The organism is Lichenifustis flavocetrariae, assembly GCF_026130545.1.
GTDB lineage: Bacteria > Pseudomonadota > Alphaproteobacteria > Rhizobiales > Beijerinckiaceae > Lichenihabitans > Lichenihabitans flavocetrariae.
In genome coordinates this window covers 174,578-192,959 of record NZ_JAMOIM010000009.1, presented here as the reverse complement: position 1 = coordinate 192,959, position 18,382 = coordinate 174,578, and the positions used below count along the sequence as shown (strand labels likewise).

Annotated in this window: 15 protein-coding genes and 1 tRNA gene; 7 read left to right on the top strand and 9 right to left on the bottom strand. The window is 61.9% G+C overall.

Annotation, left to right across the window (positions count from 1 at the left end; all coding sequences use genetic code 11):
• Window positions 1–39 precede the first annotated feature (39 nt).
• Window positions 40–3,129, bottom strand: coding sequence for a formate dehydrogenase-N subunit alpha (gene fdnG / locus M8523_RS15390; RefSeq protein WP_282585761.1), 3,090 nt, complete (start codon window positions 3,127–3,129; stop codon window positions 40–42).
• Window positions 3,130–3,283: 154 nt separating this feature from the next.
• Window positions 3,284–4,372: a transglutaminase-like domain-containing protein gene (locus M8523_RS15385; protein WP_282585760.1), complete on the bottom strand. Its 1,089-nt coding sequence runs from the start codon at window positions 4,370–4,372 to the stop codon at window positions 3,284–3,286.
• Between the two features lie 237 nt (window positions 4,373–4,609).
• Here M8523_RS15385 and M8523_RS15380 point away from each other — a divergent pair, with 237 nt between their 5' ends.
• The 3 genes from M8523_RS15380 (at window position 4,610) to M8523_RS15370 (ending at window position 7,509) form a co-directional block, all read left to right on the top strand.
• Window positions 4,610–5,641 (top strand): NAD(P)-dependent alcohol dehydrogenase, encoded by a 1,032-nt coding sequence (locus M8523_RS15380; protein WP_282585759.1) that lies wholly within the window; start codon window positions 4,610–4,612, stop codon window positions 5,639–5,641.
• Between the two features lie 155 nt (window positions 5,642–5,796).
• On the top strand, window positions 5,797–6,702 hold the full coding sequence (locus M8523_RS15375) for a hypothetical protein (RefSeq protein ID WP_282585758.1): 906 nt from the start codon (window positions 5,797–5,799) through the stop codon (window positions 6,700–6,702).
• Between the two features lie 216 nt (window positions 6,703–6,918).
• The gene (locus M8523_RS15370; protein ID WP_282585757.1) at window positions 6,919–7,509 is read left to right on the top strand and encodes an SAM-dependent methyltransferase; all 591 of its coding nucleotides are present in this window, start codon (window positions 6,919–6,921) and stop codon (window positions 7,507–7,509) included.
• 57 nt (window positions 7,510–7,566) lie between these two features.
• Here M8523_RS15370 and rimO read toward each other — a convergent pair whose 3' ends face one another.
• Window positions 7,567–8,922, bottom strand: coding sequence for a 30S ribosomal protein S12 methylthiotransferase RimO (rimO, locus tag M8523_RS15365; protein WP_282585756.1), 1,356 nt, complete (start codon window positions 8,920–8,922; stop codon window positions 7,567–7,569).
• A 203-nt stretch (window positions 8,923–9,125) separates the two neighbouring features.
• Window positions 9,126–9,923 carry an outer membrane protein gene (locus tag M8523_RS15360; RefSeq protein ID WP_282585755.1) on the bottom strand — a complete coding sequence of 266 codons (798 nt, stop codon included), beginning with the start codon at window positions 9,921–9,923 and terminating at the stop codon, window positions 9,126–9,128.
• 435 nt (window positions 9,924–10,358) lie between these two features.
• Here M8523_RS15360 and rfaD point away from each other — a divergent pair, with 435 nt between their 5' ends.
• Complete coding sequence (rfaD, locus tag M8523_RS15355; RefSeq protein ID WP_282585823.1) at window positions 10,359–11,339, top strand: ADP-glyceromanno-heptose 6-epimerase; 981 nt, start codon at window positions 10,359–10,361, stop codon at window positions 11,337–11,339.
• 15 nt (window positions 11,340–11,354) lie between these two features.
• On the opposite strand, the gene M8523_RS36760 is transcribed toward rfaD, so the two are convergent.
• From M8523_RS36760 to hldE, 3 genes are all read right to left on the bottom strand, one after another.
• Window positions 11,355–11,876: a D-glycero-alpha-D-manno-heptose-1,7-bisphosphate 7-phosphatase gene (locus M8523_RS36760; RefSeq protein ID WP_428350657.1), complete on the bottom strand. Its 522-nt coding sequence runs from the start codon at window positions 11,874–11,876 to the stop codon at window positions 11,355–11,357.
• Window positions 11,877–11,962: 86 nt separating this feature from the next.
• Window positions 11,963–13,114: an AGE family epimerase/isomerase gene (locus M8523_RS15345; RefSeq protein ID WP_282585753.1), complete on the bottom strand. Its 1,152-nt coding sequence runs from the start codon at window positions 13,112–13,114 to the stop codon at window positions 11,963–11,965.
• Window positions 13,115–13,216: 102 nt separating this feature from the next.
• Window positions 13,217–14,656 (bottom strand): bifunctional D-glycero-beta-D-manno-heptose-7-phosphate kinase/D-glycero-beta-D-manno-heptose 1-phosphate adenylyltransferase HldE, encoded by a 1,440-nt coding sequence (gene hldE, locus M8523_RS15340; protein ID WP_282585752.1) that lies wholly within the window; start codon window positions 14,654–14,656, stop codon window positions 13,217–13,219.
• Between the two features lie 803 nt (window positions 14,657–15,459).
• Here hldE and M8523_RS15335 point away from each other — a divergent pair.
• Together M8523_RS15335 and M8523_RS15330 are read left to right on the top strand one after the other, a co-directional pair.
• Window positions 15,460–15,726, top strand: coding sequence for a hypothetical protein (locus tag M8523_RS15335; protein ID WP_282585751.1), 267 nt, complete (start codon window positions 15,460–15,462; stop codon window positions 15,724–15,726).
• A 205-nt stretch (window positions 15,727–15,931) separates the two neighbouring features.
• A complete protein-coding gene (locus M8523_RS15330; RefSeq protein WP_282585750.1) occupies window positions 15,932–16,168 on the top strand; it encodes a hypothetical protein in 237 nt (78 codons plus the stop codon).
• A gap of 178 nt (window positions 16,169–16,346) precedes the next feature.
• Here M8523_RS15330 and M8523_RS15325 read toward each other — a convergent pair whose 3' ends face one another.
• Both M8523_RS15325 and M8523_RS15320 read right to left on the bottom strand, forming a co-directional pair.
• Entirely contained in the window at window positions 16,347–16,832 is a 486-nt protein-coding gene (locus M8523_RS15325; protein ID WP_282585749.1) for an Npun_F0296 family exosortase-dependent surface protein, read from the bottom strand.
• 573 nt (window positions 16,833–17,405) lie between these two features.
• A tRNA-Arg gene (locus tag M8523_RS15320) sits at window positions 17,406–17,482 on the bottom strand.
• Between the two features lie 46 nt (window positions 17,483–17,528).
• Here M8523_RS15320 and M8523_RS15315 point away from each other — a divergent pair.
• A complete protein-coding gene (locus tag M8523_RS15315; protein ID WP_282585748.1) occupies window positions 17,529–18,359 on the top strand; it encodes a thermonuclease family protein in 831 nt (276 codons plus the stop codon).
• Window positions 18,360–18,382 lie beyond the last annotated feature (23 nt).

Here is an 18,382-nt window from a genome sequence, read left to right as displayed (position 1 = left end):
GCGGGTTCGCGGCCGCCGTGCGTGGGCTGTCGGGGCGCATCATGCCACTACCTCGCTGGGCGGCGTGGTGGGTTCGATATTCACCAGGAAGGCTTTCGATTCAGGCGTTTCGATATTGGCGTCCCCCACGAAGGGCGCGAGGGAATTCGGCCCCCATCCCTTCTTGGCCGCGCCGATGAAGCCCCAGTGCAACGGGATACCCACCACATGCACCGCCTTGCCGTCGCACATGAGGGGTCGGATGCGTTTGGTCACCAAAGCCTTGGCCTTGATCGAACCGCGCTTCGACCAGACTCGCACCCAACCGCCGCGCTCGATCTTCTTCTCGGCCGCCAGTTCCTCCGAGATCTCGACGAAGAATTCGGGCTGGAGGGCCGCGTTCACCCGGTTGTGCTTGGTCCAGTAATGGAAGTGCTCGGTCAGCCGGTAGGACGTCGCCGCGTAGGGGAATTCCGCCGAGGTACCGAACTGCGACACATCGTTCTGGAACACGCGCGCCACCGGATTGCCGCGGATCTTCGGGTTGATGACATTGTCGACCGGCGACTCAAAGGGCTCGTAATGGGCCGGGAAGGGTCCATCGCGCATCAGGCCGCGGGTGAAGAGGCGTGACACACCCTCCTGGTTCATGATGAAGGGGCCGACATCCTGCGGCTTGGCGTTCGGCGCGATATCCGGCACGTCGAAGCCCGACCATTTGGTGCCGTCCCATTCGATGATCTTGCGGGTCGGGTCCCAAGGCTTGCCGTTCACGTCGCAGGAGGCGCGGTTGTAGAGCGTCCGGCGGTTGAGCGGCCAGGCGAAGGTCCAGCCGAGATAGGCTCCGGTATCGCCGGGGTCGTGATTGTCGCGGCGAGCCATGTTGTTGCCGTTCTCGTTGAAATTGCCGGAATAGATCCAGCAGCCCGAGAGCGTGGTGCCGTCGTCCCGCAACTGCGAGAAGTTCAGCACCTGCTTGCCGGCCGGTACGAGAACTTTGGTGACGTCTGTCGGATCACGCAAATCCTCGATTGCCCGCCCGTTGATCTCCTTCGCGAGCTCCTCCGGCGTCGGTTCTCCCGGGTCCTTGTAGTCCCAAGCGAGGTTGACGATGGGGTCAGGGAACGCGCCGCCCTCCTTGCGGTAGAGTTCCCGCAAGCGGACGAAGATCTGGCCCATGATCCAGGTGTCATGCTGGGCCTCGCCAGGTGGCGTGCCGCCGGCCCAATGCCACTGAAGCCAGCGTCCGGAATTGGCGAGCGACCCCGCTTCCTCGGCGAAACACGTTGTCGGAAGCTGGAACACTTCCGTCTGGATGCTCTTCGTGTCCACGTCGTTGTACTCGCCGTGGTTTTCCCAGAACCGAGACGTTTCCGTCTCAAGTGGGTCCATCGTGACGAGCCACTTCAGCTTCGACAGGGCGGACGTGATCTTGGCCCGATTCGGGAAGGCCAGGAGCGGGTTGAAGCCTTGACAGAAATAGCCGTTGACCCGCCCTTCGTTCATCAGCTCGAAGATGCGCAACACGTCATAGGACGGCACGTCGAGCTTGGGCAGGTAGTCATAAGCCCAGTCGTTGTCGGCTTGCGCGGCGTTGCCCCACATGGCTTTCTGGAAGCTGACGAAGAACTTCTTGTAGTTCTGCCAGTAGCTCGTCTGGCCCGGCCGCAGCGGCTTGAACTGCCGCGTGCTCATATAGCTGCCGAAGTTTTCTTCCATCTCGGTCGGGATGTTGAGATAGCCCGGGATCAGGTTCGACATGAGCCCGAGGTCGGTCAGACCTTGAATGTTGGAATGACCTCGAAGCGCATTCATGCCGCCGCCCTGCACCCCGATATTGCCCAGGATGAGCTGCAGCATGGCCATGGCACGGATGTTCTGCGCGCCGCTCGAATGCTGTGTCCAGCCGAGCGCATAGAGTGACGTCATGGTTTTGGTCGGCGTCGAGCATTCCGCGATCATCTCGCAGATCTTCAGGAACTTCGCCTTGGGGGTGCCGCAGACGCGCTCGACGAACTCGGGCGTATAGATCGCCACATGCTCCTTGAGCAGGTTCCATACGCAGCGCGGATGCTGCAATGACGGATCGACTACGGCAAAGCCGTCGTCGCCGATCACATAATCCCAGCTCTCCCGATCGTAGTCGCGCTTCTCCTCATCATAGCCGGTAAAGAGCCCGTCCTGATACGAGAACCCGTCCTTCACGATGTAGGACGCGTTGGTGAAGGCTTTCGTGTACTCCCACTGCACCTTGTTGTTTTCGATGCAATATTTGATCACGCCGTTGAGGAACGAAATGTCTGTTCCCTGACGGATCGGCGCATAGAAGTCCGAGACCGAAGCCGTGCGGGTATAGCGCGGATCGACGACGATCAGCTTCGCGCCCCGGTTGGCTTTCGCCTCCGTGACCCATTTGAATCCACAGGGATGCGCTTCCGCCGCGTTGCCGCCCATCACGACCACGAGATCCGTGTTCTTGATGTCGGTCCAGGCGTTGGTCATTGCACCACGGCCAAAAGTCGGGCCCAAACTGGACACCGTAGGGCCGTGTCAGACGCGTGCCTGGTTGTCGAAAGCGACGATTCCGGTGGACCGCACGACCTTGTAGGTCGCGTACGCGGTCTCGTTGGTGGTGGCGGAGGCGGCCAGGAAGCCCGTCGTGGTCCACCGGTTCACCGGCACACCCTTGGCGTTCTTGGCGATGAAATTCGCGTCGCGATCGTGCTTCATCAGCCGAGCGATGCGATCAAGTGCGAAATCCCAGCTGACCTGTTCGAAACGATCCGAACCGGCCTTTCGCATCATCGGGTGCTTCAAGCGGGTTGGCGCATGCACGAAATCTTTAAGCGCCGCGCCTTTGGGGCAGAGGGTGCCGCGATTGGTCGGATGGTCGACGTCGCCCTCGATATGGACGATATCCGCCTGCTCGCCTTTTCGAAGGTCGCCCTTCGAGTACATGATGATGCCGCAGGCGACCGAGCAATAAGGACAGGTGTTGCGCGTCTCGACAGTGGTGGTGAGCTTGAACGGCCTGACGTGTGCCAGCACCGCCGCTTCCGCCTCGCCGAAGCCCATGGCCCCGAGCGTCGTCCCCGCCACGCCCGCGCCTGCAGCTTTCAAGAAGCCGCGTCGCGAGAGTTCCATATTCATGGCACCCTCCCCTCGGGCCGGGATCACATATCCGCTGCGGCCCGACAATGTCCTGTTTCTTCCGAGAGCGAATGTAAATTTCGCTCCGCTGTCCGTCAAATGTGGCCTGTAGCTTTGTTGTCGCGACCGCGGGCTCGACGGACGCGGTGAGAACTCAGATCGCCAGTTCTTCTGACGTGATCGTATAGCGAACGGCGTCCGGATGGTAGCAATCCACCCGGCCAGCCGCGGTTTCCGCCTGGGGATACATAAGGAACGCCTCCGGGCTGCGGGTCGAGCCGGGCAGGGCGATGTCGTTGGCCGTATTGAAGGGAATCCAGTTCCCCTCCCAGGATCCGAACAGGCGGGCGCGAGCCGCTTGAACCTTGGGCTGATCCATCGTCAGGCCGCCCGGTGCTTCCTCCAGCATGACCTTGCGAACGTCGGCCGGGTCCATCGCAGTCCAACCATAGCCATCCAGGAAGACCTCGGCCCGGCAATGCTGGGACTTGGTGATTGTTGTCGTGCTCGGGCCAAGACTGGCGTAGCCAAGCCGCGAGGGGGCCACCCGAACGCCGTAGAGGTCCCGCGCCGGCAGCCCTGCCGCCCGGGCAAGGGCGACGAAGAGCGGATTGATGTCGGCGCACTTCCCACCCATCTGGCCGGTCTGCAACATCCGCAACACGTTGCCGTCGCCGCAGCCAGGCACGGGCGCCGAGCGGAACGTGTTGTCGACGACCCATTCGTAAAGTGCGCGCGCTTTGGCGACATCGCCGGACGCGCCCGCGGTGATGCGATCGGCGGTCGCCTTCACAAGGCCGTCGACAGGCGCCAGCGTGGAGCCGCTGAGATAGGTTGCCCGCTCCCCGTCGGAGAGCGTCGTCTTGGACGGTGGCGATCCCGCGAAGGGTGCCGTGCGGTCCCGCGTCACCACAATGCTCGCGACATCGAGGAACCGGGCGCCCGCGCCCCACTGCACGTGAAGCAATTCGGCGCCCGCCGAAATGAGGCGCTCCACTTTCGCACCTTCGCTCGCGGTCCATGTTTGAGTCTCAGGCCGGACCCAGTCCGTGGCCTCGAATGTGGCCAGAGGCACCCAGGCTTGAGCGGGCCCTGGAGCATCGGTCAGGTCGAGGCGCGTGGTCACACGAAATCGACGCCAGCCCTCTCCAGCGCCTGACACGGCGGCGATGCCCGGACCCGTCAAGACGGTTGCGGCGGCGCACCCGGCGATTGCAGCGGTAAAGCGGCGGCGAGACAGCATGGGACTCTCACGGCTGGGTTCACACCGGCCTATAGTCCAGATCGCCGACTGATGGAACATCGAGGGCGACAAGGTCGCAACCGATGTTTGCACCGATTGGGGATTGCAAGCGTTCCAATGGCCAATCGACAAGAGGCATGACGCGATCTACGGATTGAGACCGTGCCAGGGCCTGCAACGACAGACACCCTGAGAGCAACTGAGACCGCGCCGAAGGCGCGAACGGGAGAATAAGCCATGAAGGCGCTGGTTCTGGAAAAGCAGCATGAACTCAGCTTGCGGGAGATCGACCTGCCGCTCGACGTCGGTGCCACCGATGTGAAGATTAAGATCGATACGGTGGGGGTCTGCGGGAGCGACGTGCACTACTATACGCACGGTCGCATCGGCTCCTTCGTGGTCGAAGCGCCGATGGTGCTCGGGCACGAAGCCGCTGGCACGGTGGTGGAAGTTGGCTCGGCGGTCACCTCATTGAAGGTCGGCGACCGGGTCTGCATGGAGCCCGGCATCCCAGACCTCACCTCGCGCGCCTCCAAGCTGGGGCTCTACAATGTCGATCCGAGCGTCGTGTTTTGGGCAACGCCGCCGGTCCATGGCGTGCTCACGCCCTATGTGGTGCATCCGGCCGCCTTCACGTTCAAACTGCCCGATAATGTGTCCTTTGCCGAAGCCGCCATGGTGGAACCCTTCGCGGTCGGCCTCCAGGCCGCAGTGAAGGCCAAGATCCAGCCTGGCGATACGGCCGTCGTGACTGGCGCGGGGCCGATCGGCATCATGGCCGCGCTGGCGGCGCTCGCCGGTGGCTGCTCGCGTGTGATCGTCTCGGATCTCGTGGACGAGAAACTCGCCATCGCGGCTCGCTATCCGGGCGTCACCACGGTCAACATTCGACGAGAGAAACTCGCCGACGCGGTAGCGAAGGCCACTGAGGGCTGGGGTGCCGACGTGGTGCTCGAAGCCAGCGGCGCTCCTCAGGCCTATGATGGCATCCAGAACGTCATCCGTCCTGGTGGCTGCCTGGTGCTGATCGGCATGCCGATCGAACCCGTCAAGCTCGATGTCTCCTCGATCGCGGCCAAGGAGATCCGCATCGAGACGGTGTTCCGCTACGCGAATGTGTTCGACCGGGCGTTGCAGATGATCGCTTCCGGCAAGGTCGATCTGAAGCCGTTGATCAGCGAGACGTTCCCGTTCGAACAGAGCGTCGCGGCCTTCGAACGGGCCGCGCAAGCCCGACCCGGCGATGTTAAACTGCAGATCAAGCTTTGACGGGGGCTGACAGAACCTCACGCAGCGGGTCGGCGGGCGTGATCGATACGCCGCAAGTGGTTCAAATCGGGACGGATTAGGGGCTCCGTGCCGTAAGCTCTCGTTGAGAGTTCGTCCGGCATCGTGGTTACCGAAACGTAGCCGCGAGCCGCCTGATGACCCCGGACCCCTTTTCCTCCATGCCGCCACGCGCGCGGCATTCCGCGAAAGGTCCGGGGCGTGCCGAACCGCTCGATGGCGAAGTGATTCCGCCCAGAATTCGTGTGGTCAACCCGGAGCAGGAACGGGGGCCGGTCCCCCCGGTCGCGCCGCGTTCGGGTTTCCGCATGCGCCTCAGCACGGCTTTGCTGGGCGTGGGGTTTGTGATGACGCTCTGCGGCGGCGGTGCCTTGGAGGCCTACCGCTGGCAGAAGATGGAACAGGCACGCCAGGCCGCGATGCCCAGTCCCACCACGGTGGCTTTGACGCATCTCGGCAAAGACCTCGGCGAACTGAAGGCGACTGTCGAGTCGACACGTCAGGACGATACGGTCCGGGCGTTGAAGAAGAGCGTCGACCTTCTCAAGGCGGAACTCGACGGGCTCCGCAGCAACGATGCCTCGGCCATTTCACAACTGACCGCAAAACTCGACAAAGCCGCCCAGAACCCGGGACCCGGGCTCTCCGACGTCATGAGCCGGATCGACAAGATCGATCACGACCCGCGGCTGGGGGAGATCGCGGCGCGTCTCGACCGTATCGAGCATCAAGTCTCGTCGCCGACCCCGACCGGCACGGTCGCGGTTCCGGCGCACTCACCCGCGGCCCAGACCGTGTCGATCCAGAGCGGAACGAGCACCGCCCCCGTCACAAAGCCCCTCAAGCAGGCTGTCCTCGACAATTGGATCGTCCGCGACGTCTACTCGGGCATCGCCTTGGTGGAAGGCCGCAGCGGCGGGGTGCGCGAGGTCGTACCTGGCGAGACGCTGCCCGGTGCGGGCGAGGTGCGTTCGATCGAGCGGCGTGGACGGGCGTGGATCGTGGTGACGAGCCGCGGCATCATCGACACCGAGACTTGGTAGACGGGAAGCCTGTCCTCGCGGGCGGCACCAGCCACATGCCGCTTCATTCACAGGATGGCACATAGGTGCCGCGTCGGGAGAGACCCGTTTTGACCCATCTCTGGAGCGCCATCGAGGCTTTCGTCATGGCGGCGGTGGTTGCGACGCTTCACACCCTGGCTACTGGCATCTGGCATCTGTAGGTTCGCAGCATCTGGACTGACCGGCGATGTCGATATGCGGGACGAAACGCTTCCCCTGAGTCACTTCGAGGCGTTCTATGCGCGCGGCGGGCCTGATCCCTGGCATTTCGCGACAAGCCGCTACGAGGCGGCGAAATATGACGCGACGCTTTCGGCTCTGCCGCGCGCCCGCTATGCCAAGGCTTTGGAGGTCGGCTGCTCGGTCGGCGTCTTCACCGCCAGGCTGGCGGAACGTTGCGACGACCTTCTCGCAATCGAACCTGTCGCGAAGGCCCTGCAGGCGGCGCAAGCCCTGAACGCGGCGCGATCCTGGGTTCGGTTCTCATCTGCATTCATCCCGGCCGACTGGCCGAATGAGCGGTTCGATCTCGTCATCCTCTCCGAAGTGCTCGACTATCTTGGCAGCGCCGACCTGGCCAAGCTGGCCGAATGCCTGTCTGGTTCGATCGAACCGACTGGCGATGTCGTGATGGTGCATTGGGTCGGTAAAAAGGGTGGCGCCGCCAAGTCGACAGAATCAAGCGAGATCCTCATCAAGGCGACAAAGGGCTTCCTGCGGCCCTCCTGCCAGCATCGGAATTCCGACTATCGGCTGGACGTTCTGCACCGGGACGTCTCCGCCTAACGGCGCGAAACTGGAGCGCTTCCAATAGGGCTCGTAGCGACCTCGCTACGGGAGACGCTAGACGACACTCCCATGCAGGTCGTAGGCGTCCGCCCGCTCCACGCGGACGGTTACGATGTCTCCCACCCGGACCGGGCGGCGGGATGTCAGATAGACCTTGCCGTCGATTTCCGGGGCGTCGCCTTTGGTGCGCCCCTGGGCCACAGTCGAGCCCGCCGCATCCACAATCACTGACAGACGGCGCCCGACTTTCGCTTTCAGTCGTGCGGCGCTGATGCGCTGCTGATGCTCCATGAACCGGCGGTGACGCTCGGCCTGCACTTCAGGCGGTACCGGCTCTAGCCCGAGATCGTTGGCGGGCGCGCCGGCCACGGGCTCGTATTTGAAAGCGCCGACGCGGTCGAGCTTGGCCTCGGTCATCCAATCGAGCAGGAAGGCGAAATCCTCTTCGGTCTCGCCCGGGAAGCCGACGATGAAGGTGGACCGCAACGTGATGTCCGGCAATGCCGTGCGCCAGGAGCGGATACGTTCAAGCACTTTCTCGTGGTTTCCAGGGCGACGCATGGCGCGCAGCACTTTGGGCGAAGCATGCTGGAAGGGGATGTCGAGATAGGGCAGTACACTGCCTTCCGCCATGAGGTCGATCACCTCGTCGATGTGCGGGTAAGGATAGACGTAATGGAGCCGCACCCAGGGGCCCAACCGTCCAAGCTCGCGCGCCAGATCGATGAATTTTGTCCGTACATCTCGATCGCCGAACCGGCTCTCCGCATACCGGACATCGAGACCATAGGCCCCGGTGTCCTGCGAGACCACAAGCAACTCCTTGACGCCGGCCTTCGCCAAGCGCTCTGCCTCACGCAGGACATCTCCGGCCGGCCGCGAGACGAGGTCGCCACGCAGCTTGGGGATGATGCAGAATGAGCAGCGGTTGTTGCACCCTTCCGAGATCTTCAGATAGGCGTAATGGCGCGGAGTGAGCTTCACGCCCTGCGGAGGGACGAGGTCGAAAAACGGGTCGTGCAATGGGGCTGCGGCCTGTCGAACCGCCGTCATGACGCTCTCGTAGGCCTGCGGGCCCGAGATAGCCATGACATTGGGATGCGCGGCCGAGATGGCTTCGGGCTCGGCGCCCATGCAGCCGGTCACGATGACCTTGCCGTTTTCCGCGAGAGCCGCCCCAATGGCATCCAACGACTCACGCTTGGCGCTGTCGAGAAAGCCGCACGTGTTGACGATCACGGCATCGGCGCCCGCATGGCTCTTGGTGAGCTCATATCCCTCAGCACGCAGCCGCGTGATAATCCGTTCGCTATCGACCAGCGCCTTGGGGCAGCCGAGAGACACGAAGGAAATACGCGGTGCGGAACGCTCCGCTGTGGGAGCCTTTGAAACTTCAGTCAGGACGGACATGATTTTCCATGCCATGCCTGCCGGAAGAGAGCAACCGGAGGCTTGGCCATGTATCGACCGGCCAGCGCCTCGATGCGGTGACCAGGTTGCCGTCCGGTGCGCTACACGTACGGGTTCACGCTCAGGATATGCACTGTTCCCTGGAGCATGAACTCCGCGGCGAGCGTATCCGATGGATCGTTCGCCGCAGAGTTCGTCACATCTCAGTAGGTCGTGAACTTGTAGTTCAGGCCGATGCGAGCCAGTTGCGTCGCGCCATCCGACTTGGCGTTGAAGCTCGTGCCCTGCGTGTTGATCGATGTTCCTACAAGCGTGTAGTTCTTGCTGCCAAGGTCGGCGTAGAGATACTCCCCTTTCACGCTGATATTCGGCGTGATCGCATATTCGATACCGGCACCGATCGTGTAGCCGACCCGGACGTCGTCGTTGTTGTTCACGCCATAGGTTGCGATCGAGAGGCTATTCGCGGCCGAGAATGTTGCCGACGTGTAGCGGGACCCGTAGTTGCCGTAGGCAAGGCCGCCTGTGACATAGAGCAAGGTGCGATCGAACCCGGCATAGCCGAGCCGGCCGCGAAACGTGCCGAGAAAACCATTGCCGTCCTCTCGTTTCGTCGTCAGCGTGCTGCCGTTGAAGGCCGATGTGGCGGTCGACGTCGAGCCGCGGCCGCCGATGTTGATATAGTCGATGTCGGTCTCGACGCCGTAGACGAAGACTCCGTTCTGCCAGTTGTAACCGGCCTGTCCGCCGCCGATGAAGCCGCTGTCGGACCCACTCGACGAAGTGCCGACCGAGGTCGTGAACCCATTCGGCGTGAGTGCGCCGGCCTTGTTGTCGAAGGCGCCACCGAGATTGGCGCCGACGTAAAATCCGGTCCAGCTATAGACAGGGGCGGGATAATAGGGCGCAGGCGGGGGCGAGCGCATAGGAAGATCCGCAGCCAGAGCGGAACCCGCCATGCCGGCCACAGTGGCTGCTGCCAGGACGGAACGAACGAACATGATGACTCCTCCGGAGCCTCGGCTCAGGGTTTTCGGGTACGCGGTTGGCCTTCTGCAGCAAGAGCTTGCCGAAGCGACGAACCGATCGACTGTCCATTTTATTCGCCAAGGGGCATCAAACAGAACCGGAGGCATAAGAGCTGCCGATGAGATCTTTGATCGATCTTGCGTTCCGCCTGATAGCTCCCTGCCGATTGCAGGAACTGAGAATTTACTACGTTGGGATGGTTGACGAATTCTTTCCAAGTCGGCGCAATATTTTTGGTTATATGCTTAACAATGAATGACCAGGCCTCTGACAGCCTCGCCCTATGTCATTGGTCCTGCAGACCTGCTTTTGTACCGACGCCAACTCCTCTAGGGATAGCCGTGCGCGCGCTGAACGGTTTCTCCAGATGCCGCGCGGATCAGGAACTTGATGTCGAGGCGGATGCATTGATTCTCGTCACCGGCGGTGCCGGATTCATCGGCTCGAATGTGGTCGCATCGCTGAACCACGTAGGTGAGCGGGATGTGGTCGTCTGCGACGACCTCGGGACTGGGAACAAATGGCGCAATCTGCAGAAGGCGCTTGTACAAGACATCGTCCCCATCAAGGAGTTGCACGGCTGGATCGAAGGGAGAACGCTCCAAACCGTGGTCCACATGGGCGCCAACTCCTCGACGACAGCCAGCGACGGGGACGGAATCATGGAGGAGAACTTCCGGTTTTCGCTCCGGCTCCTCGAATGGTGCACGATGAAGCGCGTGCCCTTCATCTACGCGTCATCGGCCGCGACCTATGGGGCCGGCGAGGCGGGCTTCGTGGATGATATTTCGGTTGCGGCGCTACGCCAGCTGCGGCCGCTCAACCTTTATGGCTGGAGCAAGCACCTCTTCGATCTCGTCGTCGCCGATAAGATCGAGCGCAAACTTCCGCTGCCGCCTGTTTGCGTCGGGCTCAAGTTCTTCAACGTCTATGGTCCCAACGAATTGCACAAGGGCTCGATGATGAGCCTCGTGAGCAAGCTGCACGACAGGGCGGCCGCGGGCGAAAAGATCGCGCTCTTCAAAAGCCATAAGGAGGGCTATGCGGATGGGGAGCAGTTGCGCGACTTCGTTCATGTCGACGATCTGGTCGACGTGATCCGCTGGCTGATGAAATCGGGGCCGCGTGCCGGCATCTTCAACGTCGGCACGGGAGAGGCGCGTTCTTTCAAGGACCTGATCCAGGCCCTGTTTACAGCGGTCGGCCGCACGCCCGACATCGAATATGTCGACATGCCCGATGCGATCCGTGATCGGTATCAATATTATACCCAGGCGGACCTGAACCGGCTGCGAGCTGCCGGTTACAACCAACCTTTCCTCAGCGTGGAGCAGGGCGTCGACCGTCTCGTCTCGCAATATCTCTCGAAGCCAGATCCCTACCGCTAAACGCCTGGGGCGTCGTCAGGCGGAGAACGATTGGGCCAAAGCGGCTGCGAGGCCGCTCCGGGGCACGGGCGTGCAATGAACATCGCCCTGGTCGACCCTATCGGCGTTTCCTACAAGAAGCCGATGAGGGATGCCGGCCGCGGCGGCGGCCTCCATGTCGCTTATCCGGTCGCCCACCATGCAGGATCTGGCGAGATCGAGCCCGAGTTCATGGGCCGATGCCGCTATCATTCCAGGCGCAGGCTTGCGCCAGTCATGCGCTTCGCGGCGATAGCGCAGAACGGCGGCATCCGCGTGATAAGGACAGGCGAGTACGAAATCGATGTGGCCGCCGAGGGCCTGGACCGCTTTATCGATCAAAACCTGAACGGACGAGAAGGCAGGCCAGTCAAACAGCCCACGACCGATCCCGGATTGGTTGGTAACGATACCGACCGCGACGCCGCGGGCGTTCGCGGCGGGGACAAGCGCCAAGGCTTCCGGAATCAGCACCACGTCTTCTGGCCGATGCGGGTAACCGCTATCCTCGATCAGCACGCCGTCGCGATCGAGGAAAAGGCAGGGCTGTCCCCTGCATTGTTTGGCGACTGTCCGATAATCGGCCCAGCAGCCGTCGTCGGTGATCACGACGGTTTGGGCGCGAAGAGGTGTCGGAAGCGCAGCACCTCGGCGAAGGCCAGGACGATGTGGTAGAAACTGCTTGCCGGGATCTTGTCGGCCTTCGGCTTCATATCGTGGTCACGGCATTCAATCCAGGTGCCGACAGGTTGCGTTGCCAGATAATGGGTGAACAATTGTTCCACCCCTTGGGCGACCGCCCCGCGAGGATCGATCCCGTCGCGCTCGAACATCGCCAACCAAGCCTTCAGACGTTCGGCCTGAGGCCATAGCCGCTGATCGCGCTTGATGGCAGTGCCGTCGGGTCGAACAGCCTCCACGACGAGGTTCGTGTGCGGGTTCTGACCGTGAGCCACGGCGAAGTCGAAGAGCCGCCGCATGGTCCGGTGCACATCGCTCCGTTCTTCGCCTGGCTTCATGAAGCTGTGCAGCAGCCAAACCCATTCATAGTGATGGCCGGGCTCGAGCAGGACACTGTGTGGGAGGCCATGACGCGACCAGTGCCGGTCAAACGTCTCGGCAAGCGTTCCCTTCTCGACATCGCAGAAGCGTGTCAGGCACAGATCCACCAGCCGCTCGGCTTCGTCGGCAAATCTGGCTTGGCCCGTCGTGTCCCGGAGGACGATCATGGCCTCCGTGAGATGCATATGAGGGTTTTGGAGAAAGGGAGCCCTTCCGCCAGCCCGGTGCAGATAGCCCTCACCGGAAGGATGCCGCATGTGCCGGCCAAGAAAATCAAGTGTCTGGCCCGCCAGGTCGCTCACGCGAGGGTCGCCCGTCACGCGATGCCAAAAACCGAGCGCGAATAGAACGAAGGCTATGTCGTAGAGATCCGGGATTGTGTCGAGCGGCTCCCCCGCACGCGTCAGGGTGCTGGCCCAACCTCGCTCCGCACCGGCCCAAGCCTTGTCGATGAGCAATTCGACGCCGTGTCGGGCGGTGTCCACACCATCGCCGCTCCAGCCCAGTTCTGCGGCTCGGCAGAAACAGTAGACCTGACGGGCCTGAACCCGGACCCGTTTGAACGTCACATCGGCGGGTACCCCGGCCAGCGTCAGATGTTCTACAAATCCAGGGCCCTGCCGGTCCAGCCCCTGCTCGGACCAGAACGGGAAGGCCGTGTCGAGTAACCAGGACTCGACGCGTTCGATGATCATCAACCCTCTCGGCTCCGAGCGTGGCCCCAGCGTGTACCAAATCCGGGCCGAATGGGCAGTGTGCGAATTCGATCACATCGCCGGAGTCATGTAATCGAAGGTCTAGCGGTCGGAACAAGATCTGGCCACGATGGAGGACGTCGATTGTCCTTCCGCGAGATCGGCGAGCAGCACCGTCCCCCCCGCTGCTTTCACCACGTCCGCGCCAACCACCTGATCTTCCCGGTAGTCGGCCCCCTTCACCAGCACATCGGGCAGAAGCGTTGTGATCAGGTCGAGCGGCGTGTCGTCCTCGAACACCACGACCGTGTCGACGCAGAACAGAGCGCCGATCACCTTCGCGCGCGACATTTCGTTTTGGATCGGCCGTGTCGGACCCTTCAGGCGGCGGACCGAGGCGTCGCTGTTGATGGCGACGATCAGCCGGTCGCAGCTGGCGGCCGCCTGTTCGAAAAGCTGGATGTGACCCGGATGCAGGATGTCGAAGCAGCCGTTCGTGAAGCCGACTTTCAGTCCCTGTTCCCGCCACATCTCACGCAGCTTCAAGGCCTGATCGGTGCTGATCACGCCAGCGTGGCTCGGTCCCACACGACGGAGGGCGCGGTTTAACTCGGTAATTGTCAGAGTGGCGGTGCCTTGCTTCGCGACAACGAGACCCGCCGCCGCATTGGCGATCGACATGGCCTGGCGCAGCGTCATGCCGGCAGCCAGCGACGTGGCCAGAACTGCCACCACCGTGTCGCCGGCGCCTGAAACGTCGAACACCTCGCGGGCTTCGGTGAGAATATGAAAGGCAGGCTCGTCCGCTTCGACGAGCGACATGCCGCGTTCCGAGCGCGTTACCAAAATGGCCGATCCCGTGGCCTGCGCGGCGCGGCGCGCGGCAGCTTCGACCTCTCCGTCGCTTTCGCAGGGCAGGGCGGTCGCCTGCTGCAATTCGAGTTTGTTCGGGGTGATCACGGTCGCGCCACGATAGATGGTCCAATCCGCGTGCTTGGGATCGACGATCACGGGGCGACCGGCCTTGCCGCAAAGATCGATCACGTGGCGGATAACATTTGGGGTGAGAACGCCTTTCCGATAGTCCGACAGAACGACGACATCGACTGCCTCAAGAGCCTCCTCGACAAAGCGCAAAAGCTCCTCTTCGCTCGCAACGGCTATGTCGCGAGCCTCTTCGAGGTCGAGGCGAAGCAACTGCTGGCCATTGCTGACGAACCGTGTCTTCAGCGTCGTAGGTCGGGACGGATCCACCGCGAAGAGGGGCCGCAGCTGTTGGCCGAACCGCGCGAGAACCTCGGAGAGTTCGCGCGCGCCCTCGTCGTCCCCCACGACGCTTGCGAGGGCCACGCCGCCGCCGAGCGAAGCGATATTGGCCGCCACGTTAGCGGCGCCGCCGGCCACGCGCTGGTTGCGGAGCCATTTGAGGATCGGAACGGGAGCTTCGGGCGACAAGCGCGATGCACGACCGTGAACATAACGGTCCAGCATAACATCGCCGACGACCAGGACCGTGCCCTTGCTGGAAAAGTTCAGGAGCATCGGAAAGCGGCACCCATGTCGAGACGAGGTATCAACTCGCGTTGGCTTCTAACAGCCGGCACCGAAAGGGCCAAGACGGTCTGAAGGGGACGCATCGGCCCTGACGCCGATGAGCAAGGTCTGTCCCGAAGTTGATGGTAGGCCACAAACCGGTGGGCGCGAACGGCCAGGGCGAATTCACGCGGAAGGCAAGAGTTAAGTCAGTCCTGCTGCAAAAGGCCCACTGACCGGACCTTTGCTATCTCTCCCGCTCAAGCACACTCGTGGCCTAGGTTGTGAAATATCGTTTTCACTCGGTAAGCTATTCACGTTTGACCTTCGCAGGGCCGTTAAGGCGATATTGATTATTGATCGATGTAGAAGAGATGCGGCGCATTTCAGGAGAAATTAATCGGACTTCGTTTCACGCAACCCGATCTATGCTTTGATTTTCCCAGAAAACACGCGCATTTAGAACGCGAGTGCCGCTTCATAATGTCAAAGTCGTCACAATGGAAATCCTTCGCATTATAGTTTTGACCTGGTTGAGCGCGATCCTAGTGGGTGGATTCATTATGGTGTCGCCGCTTCAAACATACGGACTAGAAGTACTTTTTGCGGCCGGTATCTTTATGCAGACCGTCCCCACAAGCGTACTTTTATGTTGTGGTATTCTGGTTCACGCTGCCGCTGTTTATTACGTCCTGTTGCTGCGACCCACAGCGGAATCTCAGCACATTGGCGTGGCGTGAGCTCCAGGAATCGGAGACCCGGCGCTTGGCTCATCAATGCTCCCACGGGTGCAATCGAACAGAGAGGACATCATGCAGGCCGCGACGTATCTGAAAAGCTTATTGTCGAATTTCTATCGGACCGACGACGCCCTGGTGGCAAAGGATGCGGCCGCCCTCATCGAGCGGTGGGGCGCAGGGGCCTACAAAGCCGCCGCGGAGCTCTCTTGGCGCGAAGACATGGGGTTGCTCAAGGCTTCGTCTCCAGGTCATTGGGGCAGGGTGACCCTTGAAATTGCGCGATGCTCCCCTGTCGGGCGAGAGCCTGCAATAGAAAGCGGACTTCGCGTCGCCGCCTGACGCTTCGGTGTGCTCGCTGCAGCGCGAGCGTTCGTCCGAAGGCAGCATTGTTCGGGATCGACAGGCGCGCCGACACGCTGCATGCCTCCCTTGTCGACGCCTCTGAGATTGTAGGTGGCGTCGTGCTCAGCCGCCCCTACAAGGGCCGACTGGAGCGCCAGGAACTGACGAACCGATTCGCTCCCCCGTCAAGGAGCGTTTGTCGATGATCGAAACCAAGGTTGTGCGTGCGGCCGATCGCAGCGTGGTGGTGCGAGATGACGCGGGCCACGAGTTCACTTTTCACTGCCCGACCAAGAGCAGCGGTGACGTCAAAGCCGGCCACGTCGCGATGACTCAAGACACGCCGGAGGCTCACGACGTGACCGTCGACCAATATCGTGCGGCGCGAGAGATGGCCTTACGCCACGCCCAAGCCATGGGGTGGCTGTCAAAGGATTGATCGAGCGGCTCTCATGAAGACTGAGGAAAGGGTTACGACCCTCTAATTCGGCCACAGCAATCAGCAGTTCTGCCAGCAGCGGCGACCGTAGCCGTAACCCCCAGTCCGGCCGCTTGGACGAAACTCTATTCGTATTGGCCCACACAAAAAACGCCCGAGCATGGCGCTACGGGGGGTGTTAGATCGGGTCCGCCGCGATCAAAGGGGTCGCGGCGAGTTTCTTGCCCTTCGATGTAGCCCGACGCTTGGTGCCGTAGCTGAGGCCGGCAAGCGCCAGAAGGCCCGCGCCGAACATGGGAGCCGCGGCGGGCAATGGCACGGTCGAAATCGTCCCTCCGGAAGCCACCACCCCTGCGAACTCGAACGAGGGCGAGCTGCTCGAAAAACTCACCGTGGTAAACGGTGTGTCACTTACCGCCACAACATAGGCGCTCCCGCCTGGTCCCTGGAATCCGTTTGACACGAAACCAGCTGTTGTCGTCTGGACCTGCGCCCCTGTCAGCGTATCGCCATTATCGAACGTGATGCTATTGCCTTGGTCGATTGAACCCCACAGCAAAGCGAGCGAAGTCTCGGGCGTCGAAAACGTCAAGGTGATCGTGCCTGTCCCGGTCGAGAGGTAATTGCCGGACGCAGAGATGTCCGTCGTCTGAGTCGACCTCAAGTCTCCAGAGAGAAAGCTAGAGCTTCCAGCCGAAACTCCGGCCACCGGAACGGCATAGTTGCCTGAACTGGCGCCATGAACAAGCCCCTGGTTGGCGGCCACCGAGAAACTGAGCTTATAACCTGCGCCAACGAGAGCTGCATGGGATGGCGAGCTCACCCCTTGCAAAGCCACGATAGTGTTCGTCGTTCCGACTGGGAGCAGTGGAGTGTACAGGCTTGACGAAACCATGAGGGATGCATGGGCGACACTGCCAATGGCGCTTCCCACAAGCAGTCCACTTGCCAAGACCGTCGACCTAATGAATTTCACCATCGTAAAATCTTGCGCCTCAAATCACCGGCCCATTCCTGACTGTTTGGGTGGTTTTGATCAACGCTATGATGAATCGTAGGTTAACAGGCGGGCGGTTGGGAGCCCGGTGCCCCCTTGAGTGCCGCACGGCGCCGTATCAACCGCGCCTGACGAGTTACCTCAGGAAAACAGGCACCGAATGGCGTGAACTTTTGGAAACCATTCCACAATTGGCCTTGCCCCTGAAGGGATCAACGCGGCAAAGATCACATGATTCAATGGCGTCCCGGAAGGGATTCGAACCCCTGACCTACGGTTTAGGAAACCGTTGCTCTATCCTGCTGAGCTACCGGGACTTGGCCGGAGGTATATCATGCCGGGCGGGGATGCAAAAGACGGTTCATGATGAAGCTGACCGGTGCGGCGGGATGGTGCGGAGCCTGTGCCCTCCTGTTTTCTGTCATGTTCGCGGTGCCGGTCAGGTCAGGGCCCTTGTCGTCTCCGGGATGCATGGCGGGCGGCGCGATGGCGAGGGTGACGGCCGTGGATGATGAGCTCCATCTGCGACTCGAGGACGGCCGAGTCGTGCAGATGCCCGGACTCGACCCGCCATGGTCAAGCGGGGAGGGAGCGGAGATGACCGACGGGCGAAATGCGCTGAGGAGATGGCTCATAGGTGCTGATGTCCGGGTCGAGCCACTTGCGTCGGCTCCGGACAGGTGGGGGCGCTTCTCGGCTCTCGCCTTTGCGATCGCTCCCTTGGGTACGGACAGCCCTCGCCCCGAGGTCTCTGTCTCAGAAGCCGTCATCGAGGCCGGCTTTGCGCGAGCGCGGCCCGATCCATCGATCGATCCCTGTTGGTCCACGTACCTGACACTGGAAAGCCAAGCCCGTCAGGCACGGGCTGGTGTTTGGGCCGATCCCTTTTACGCGATCCTCGATCCGCTGGATCGCGTGTCGCTTGAGACGCATCTTGGTAGGTTTGTGATTATTGAGGGTCGAGCGCGGGAGTCACATGAGGGGCACTATGGGCTCTACATCCAACTCGCAGATAAACCAGGCGGCTTGGCCATCTCAATTAAGCGAAATGCGGCGCTTCGTCTCACCAGACAAGGCGCCGACCCGCGGGGTTGGGTCGGCCGGCGTCTTCGGGTGAGGGGCCTGCTCGACGATCGCTGGGGGATGCAGATCGACGTCACATCGGCGCAACAGATCGAGCTTCTCGAACCATGATCCCGTTGCGGTGCGGCTTCCGG

Coding starts and splice junctions, on each gene's coding strand:
- M8523_RS15370 (WP_282585757.1), top strand. CDS start 6,919: ATGCGGGACGAAACGCTTCCCCTGAGTCACTTCGAGGCGTTCTATGCG.
- M8523_RS15360 (WP_282585755.1), bottom strand. CDS start 9,923: ATGTTCGTTCGTTCCGTCCTGGCAGCAGCCACTGTGGCCGGCATGGCG.
- M8523_RS15345 (WP_282585753.1), bottom strand. CDS start 13,114: ATGATCATCGAACGCGTCGAGTCCTGGTTACTCGACACGGCCTTCCCG.
- M8523_RS15375 (WP_282585758.1), top strand. CDS start 5,797: ATGACCCCGGACCCCTTTTCCTCCATGCCGCCACGCGCGCGGCATTCC.
- M8523_RS15335 (WP_282585751.1), top strand. CDS start 15,460: ATGCAGGCCGCGACGTATCTGAAAAGCTTATTGTCGAATTTCTATCGG.
- M8523_RS15315 (WP_282585748.1), top strand. CDS start 17,529: ATGATGAAGCTGACCGGTGCGGCGGGATGGTGCGGAGCCTGTGCCCTC.
- M8523_RS15385 (WP_282585760.1), bottom strand. CDS start 4,372: ATGCTGTCTCGCCGCCGCTTTACCGCTGCAATCGCCGGGTGCGCCGCC.
- M8523_RS15380 (WP_282585759.1), top strand. CDS start 4,610: ATGAAGGCGCTGGTTCTGGAAAAGCAGCATGAACTCAGCTTGCGGGAG.
- hldE (WP_282585752.1), bottom strand. CDS start 14,656: ATGCTCCTGAACTTTTCCAGCAAGGGCACGGTCCTGGTCGTCGGCGAT.
- M8523_RS15330 (WP_282585750.1), top strand. CDS start 15,932: ATGATCGAAACCAAGGTTGTGCGTGCGGCCGATCGCAGCGTGGTGGTG.
- rimO (WP_282585756.1), bottom strand. CDS start 8,922: ATGTCCGTCCTGACTGAAGTTTCAAAGGCTCCCACAGCGGAGCGTTCC.